Annotated in this window: 3 protein-coding genes and 1 pseudogene; 2 read left to right on the top strand and 2 right to left on the bottom strand. The window is 72.7% G+C overall.

What is annotated here, in order from left to right; genetic code table 11:
• Nucleotides 1-653, bottom strand: a pseudogene (locus B9S61_RS42330) (Toxic cation resistance protein); the annotation flags it as partial.
• A 278-nt stretch (nucleotides 654-931) separates the two neighbouring features.
• Between B9S61_RS42330 and B9S61_RS15240 the strand changes: the two are divergent.
• Nucleotides 932-3,007 carry a PhoX family phosphatase gene (locus B9S61_RS15240; RefSeq protein ID WP_103542749.1) on the top strand — a complete coding sequence of 692 codons (2,076 nt, stop codon included), beginning with the start codon at nucleotides 932-934 and terminating at the stop codon, nucleotides 3,005-3,007.
• 27 nt (nucleotides 3,008-3,034) lie between these two features.
• On the opposite strand, the gene B9S61_RS15245 is transcribed toward B9S61_RS15240, so the two are convergent.
• Complete coding sequence (locus B9S61_RS15245) at nucleotides 3,035-3,958, bottom strand: LysR family transcriptional regulator (protein ID WP_103542750.1); 924 nt, start codon at nucleotides 3,956-3,958, stop codon at nucleotides 3,035-3,037.
• 215 nt (nucleotides 3,959-4,173) lie between these two features.
• Between B9S61_RS15245 and snpA the strand changes: the two genes are divergently transcribed.
• Entirely contained in the window at nucleotides 4,174-4,860 is a 687-nt protein-coding gene (gene snpA / locus B9S61_RS15250; protein ID WP_181007377.1) for a snapalysin, read from the top strand.
• Nucleotides 4,861-5,052: the final 192 nt, after the last annotated feature.

A 5,052-nucleotide genomic window follows, 5' to 3' on the forward strand; every position in this document is an offset into this window, starting at 1 on the left:
GCCTCCGGGACCGGCTCCGCCTCCGGGACCGGCTCCGCCTCCGGGACCGGCTCCGCCTCCGGGACCGGCTCCGCCTCCGGGACCGGCTCCGCCTCCGGGACCGGCTCCGCCTCCGGGACCGGCTCCGCCTCAGGCTCCGGGGAGGACTGTGCTTCCGGCTTCGGCTCCGGGTCGGGCTTCGTCTCCGGGGCAGACTCCGCCTCTGCCCTCGCTTCGGGCTCCGCCTTTGCCTCGGGCTCCGGCTCGGGCTTCGTTTCCGGCTCCGGCTTCTGGGCGGGCTCCGTCTTGGCCTCGGGCTCGGGGGTTGCCTCCGGCTTCGGGGTGGGGGCCTGCTCCGGCGTGGAGGGCTGGGGGTCGTCCGAGCTGGTGGGTTCGGGGACCGTGATCTTGTCGAATGCGGCGCTGACGAGGTCGTGCTCGTCTCCGCGGGGTTCCGGGACCGAGGGCGCGGCGGGAGCCGGTGCCGGGGTCGGTTCCGCGGACGGGGAGGGGATCGTCGCCGGTGTGCCGGCGGCGGGCTCCGGAGCCGGCTCGGGCGATGTCGGAGCGGCCGTTTCGTTCGGCTCGGCGGCCTGCGCCGCACCCTCCGCTTCGGCGGGGTTCGCTTTGCGTGACCGTCCGAACGCGTTCCGCAGGAGAGTGAGAATGCCCATGTGCGCAACCCTTCGAGTGAGTTGGTGCCCGTCAATCCCTGGCCAGGACGGACACGTAAGGTTAGCGGCCCTCAAGGGCGATCTTGGGCAGGGTCGGGTTTGCGGAATCGTATATGTCAAGGGCGCGATTCGGCCCGTGCGGTGGCGGTCCGTGTCCGCCCCGCACAACTTCCGCAATGCCGCCGCAGGTTCACGCGCCGTTCATCCCGGCGCCCGGCTACCGCACATATGTGCTCCTACGGTCACGCTGACACCCCGGGCATCCAAGGAGAGAACACGTGCGAAAGCTGCTGCCGTTGATCGGAACGCCGTCCGGATCGCACCCCGGCGGGCGGTCCGCCCTGACTTGCCGCTTCCGGTGTGGTGACGCCTGTTTCCACGAGGTGCCCAACACCAGCTCCAACGAGTACGTCGGTGACGTGATCGCCGGTGCCCTCAGCCGCCGGTCCATGATGCGGGCCGCCGCCGTCGTGACCGTCGCCGCGGCCGGCGCCGGAGCGGCCGGTATCGCGGCCGCGCCCGAGGCGCAGGCGGCGCCCGTCGCCGGGAGGCACGGGCATCACCACACACACAAGGGCGCCCGCGGTCTGCGGTTCACCCCGGTCGCGCCCAACACCGCCGACGCCGTCACCGTGCCGGAGGGCTACCGCCAGGACGTCGTCATCCGCTGGGGCGAGCCCATCCTGCGCGGCGCGCCCGCCTTCGACCCGGAGCGGCAGAGCGCCAGGGCGCAGGCCGGACAGTTCGGGTACAACTGTGACTTCCTCGCGCTGCTGCCGCTGCGCGGTGAGCGGGACCGGCAACTGCTCGTCGCCAACCACGAGTACACCGACGAGATCCTCATGTTCCGTGACTACGACGCGGAGAACCCCACCCGTGAGCAGGTGGAGATCGCCTGGGCCGCGCACGGGCTCGCCGTCGTCGCGGTGGAGGAGGAGCGGCGCAGCGGCAAGCTGACGCCGGTCGGCCGGCACCACCTCAACCGGCGGCTCACCGCCACCTCCGAGTTCCGGCTCACCGGGCCCGTCGCCGGGTCCGACCTGGTGAAGACGTCCGCGGACCCCAGCGGGCGGAAGGTCCTCGGCACCCTCAACAACTGCGCCGGCGGTACCACCCCCTGGGGCACGACCCTGCACGGTGAGGAGAACTTCAACCAGTACTTCGCGCACGGCAGCAGCGCCACCGACAAGCGGTACGGGATCGGCAGCGGCGGCACCGAGCGCAAGTGGGAGCGGTTCGACAAGCGGTTCGACCTCGCCCAGGAGCCCAACGAGGCGCACCGGTTCGGCTACGTCGTCGAACTCGACCCGTACGACGCCGACTCCACTCCGCGCAAGCGCACCGCGCTCGGCCGGTTCAAGCACGAGGGTGCGACCGTGCGGCTCACGCGCGACGGCCGGCCGGTCGTCTACAGCGGGGACGACGAGCGGTTCGACTACTTCTACAAGTTCGTCGGCAGCAAGCGGATGCGGCACGGCAACAGCCGCTCCGCGCGCGAGCACAACCTCTCGCTGCTCGACGAGGGGACCCTGTACGTCGCCCGGCTGACCGGTGACTCGCCCGCCCTCGAGATCGACGGTACGGGCAGGCTGCCGAAGGACGGCGAGTTCGACGGCAGCGGAGAGTGGATCCCGCTGGCCACCGCCACCGCCCGCGGGGCCGTCTCGCACGTCGAGGGCATGACCGCCGAGGAGGTCTTCGTCTTCACGCGCCTGGCGGGTGACAAGGTGGGCGCCACCAAGATGGACCGCCCCGAGGACATCGAGCCCAACCCGGCCACCGGCAAGGTGTACGTCGCGCTGACCAACAACTCCCGGCGCGGTGTCGACGCCAACCCCAAGGCCGACGAGGCCAACCCGCGCCACGCCAACAAGCACGGCCACGTGCTGGAGCTGACCGAGCGCTGGAACCGGCCGGAGAGCACCCGGTTCGCCTGGTCGCTGTTCCTGGTCGCGGGCGACCCGGAGGACCCGGCGACGTACTTCGCCGGGTTCCCCAAGGACTCCGTCAGCCCGATCTCCTGCCCGGACAACGTCGCCTTCGACGACCACGGCAACCTGTGGATCTCCACCGACGGCAGCGCCCTCGGCTCCCACGACGGCCTCTTCGGCGTCGCCACACGCGGGGAACGGCGCGGTGAGCTGAAGCAGTTCCTGACCGTGCCGACCGGTGCGGAGACCTGCGGTCCGGTCATCCAGGACCGCCGGGTGCTGGTCGCCGTGCAGCACCCGGGCGAGGTGGACGGGGCGACGGTCGACAAGCCCGCCAGCGCCTGGCCCGACGGGCCCGGCACGTACGTCCGCCCGGCCGTGGTCGCGGTGTGGCGCGCGGACGGGCGGGACATCGGCGTCTGACGCCCGCGGTCCGGGGGTGGCCGGGGGTCAGGGGCCCGGCACCAGGTCCTCCAGCCACTCCCGGTACCCCGGTGCCTGCCGCGCCACCTCCCGGTACGCCTCGGCCAGGTCGGGGTAGACACCCTCCAGCTCCGTGTCCGTACGGGCCGCGAGCAGCAGCCGTACGCCCAGCGGATCGCCGTACAGCCGGCGGACCGCCGTCTCGGGGCGGGAGGGCGAGGTCGGCTGGCACACGGTGACGACCTCGCCGGTCGCGACCAGCGACGCGGCGGTGTGGTAGTCGCCGTGCAGCACGCGCGGGCTGATCCCGGCGGCCCGCAGCACCCGGCGTACGGCGTCCCACTCGCCGTCGACCGTCGGGTCGATCATCCAGCGGTCGCCGGCCAGGTCGGACAGGTGGACGACCGGGTGTTCGGCGGCCGGATGGTCGGCCGGGAGCGACACGAACTGGGGCTCGCGCTCGAGGAGGACCCGGGTGCGCAGCCCGTCGGGGACGCGCAGCGGGTAGCCCTCCACCTCGTGCACGAAGGCCACGTCGAGCTGGCCGTCGGCGACCATGCGCAGCAGGGCGTTGGCGGAGACGTCCATGTGCAGGGTGGGCTCCTGGCAGTGCCGGCGCAGCCGGCGCAGCCAGCCGGCCAGCGCCCGGCTGGCGGTGGAGCCGATGCGCAGCTGCCTGCCGCCGGCCGCGGCGGCGCGGGCCTCGGTGACCAGGGAGCGCAGCTCGGTGACGAGCGGGCGGGCGCGGCTGAGCACCAGCCGCCCCAGGGGGGTGGGCCGGCAGCCGGTGCGCGCACGCACGAACAGGGCGCCGCCCAGCTCCTGTTCGATGCGCCGCAGCTGCGTGCTCAACGAGGGCTGGGCCACGCCGAGTTGACGTGCGGCGCGGTGCAGACTGCCGGTGTCGGCGATCGCACACAGCGCCTTGAGGTGCCTGACCTCGAGCTCCATGCCCTGGGAGGTTAGGGCGGAAGTTCAGGTTTCACCAGACTCACAAAACCCGCTCGTTCAGGCGGAGTCGGGCGGGTCGGACGGCTTGGCCGGAGGGTGGCGATAGGGCGGTCCTATCAGGGGTTGCCATCATCACAGCCGCCGTCCGGGCGCGGACACTCACCGGTGACACGTGACTCGACCCCCACCTCAAGGAGTCAACGATGCGTACGCGTATGCGCATGTCCCTGTCCGTTCTCACCGCCGCCGGTCTGAGCGTCACGGCGCTCGGCCTCGGCGCGGTCCCGGCCGCCGCGGCCCCCGCCCCCCTCGGCGACGCCGCGTCGCCGGCCGCGTCGTTCGCCGCGTACGACGGTTCCTCGGAGGACGCCGCGGCCAACCGGGCGTTCTTCGAGGCGGTGCTGAAGTCGGCGGCCGAGAAGCGGGCCGCGAGCCCGACGGGCGCGGCGGCCGTCACCGTCGTGTACAACGCCTCCCGGGCGCCCTCGTTCGCCACGCAGATAGCCCGCAGCACGCAGATCTGGAACAGCTCGGTCTCGAACGTGAGACTCCAGGCCGGTACGTCGGGCGCCGACTTCTCGTACTACGAGGGCAACGACTCGCGCGGCTCGTACGCTTCCACGGACGGGCACGGGCGGGGGTACATCTTCCTCGACTACCGGCAGAACCAGACGTACGACTCGACGCGGGTGACCGCGCACGAGACGGGGCATGTGCTGGGGCTGCCGGATCACTACTCGGGGCCGTGCAGCGAGCTGATGTCCGGGGGCGGTCCCGGGCCGTCCTGCACCAACGCCTACCCGAACTCCACGGAGCGGTCGCGGGTGAACCGGCTGTGGGCGAACGGGTTCGCTGCGGCGTTGGATCAGGCGGAGAAGGCGTTGCAGAAGTCTGCGCGGTGAGTCGGCTTGCCGGTTCGCCGGTGGCCCGGTGGCCCGGTGGCCCGGTTCGCCGGTGGCCCGGCCTGGTTGGGTGACCGGTGATCCGGTAGCTCGGTAGCCGCGCGGTGTGGTGGCGGCCGGGGGGTGTGGCGCAGCCCGGCGTTTGCGGGGTGCCGTCGCGCCCACCCGTGCCGCCCCAGCGGCACGACTGCC

It is taken from the genome of Streptomyces sp. SM1, from assembly GCF_002910825.1.
Lineage (GTDB): Bacteria > Actinomycetota > Actinomycetes > Streptomycetales > Streptomycetaceae > Streptomyces > Streptomyces okerensis.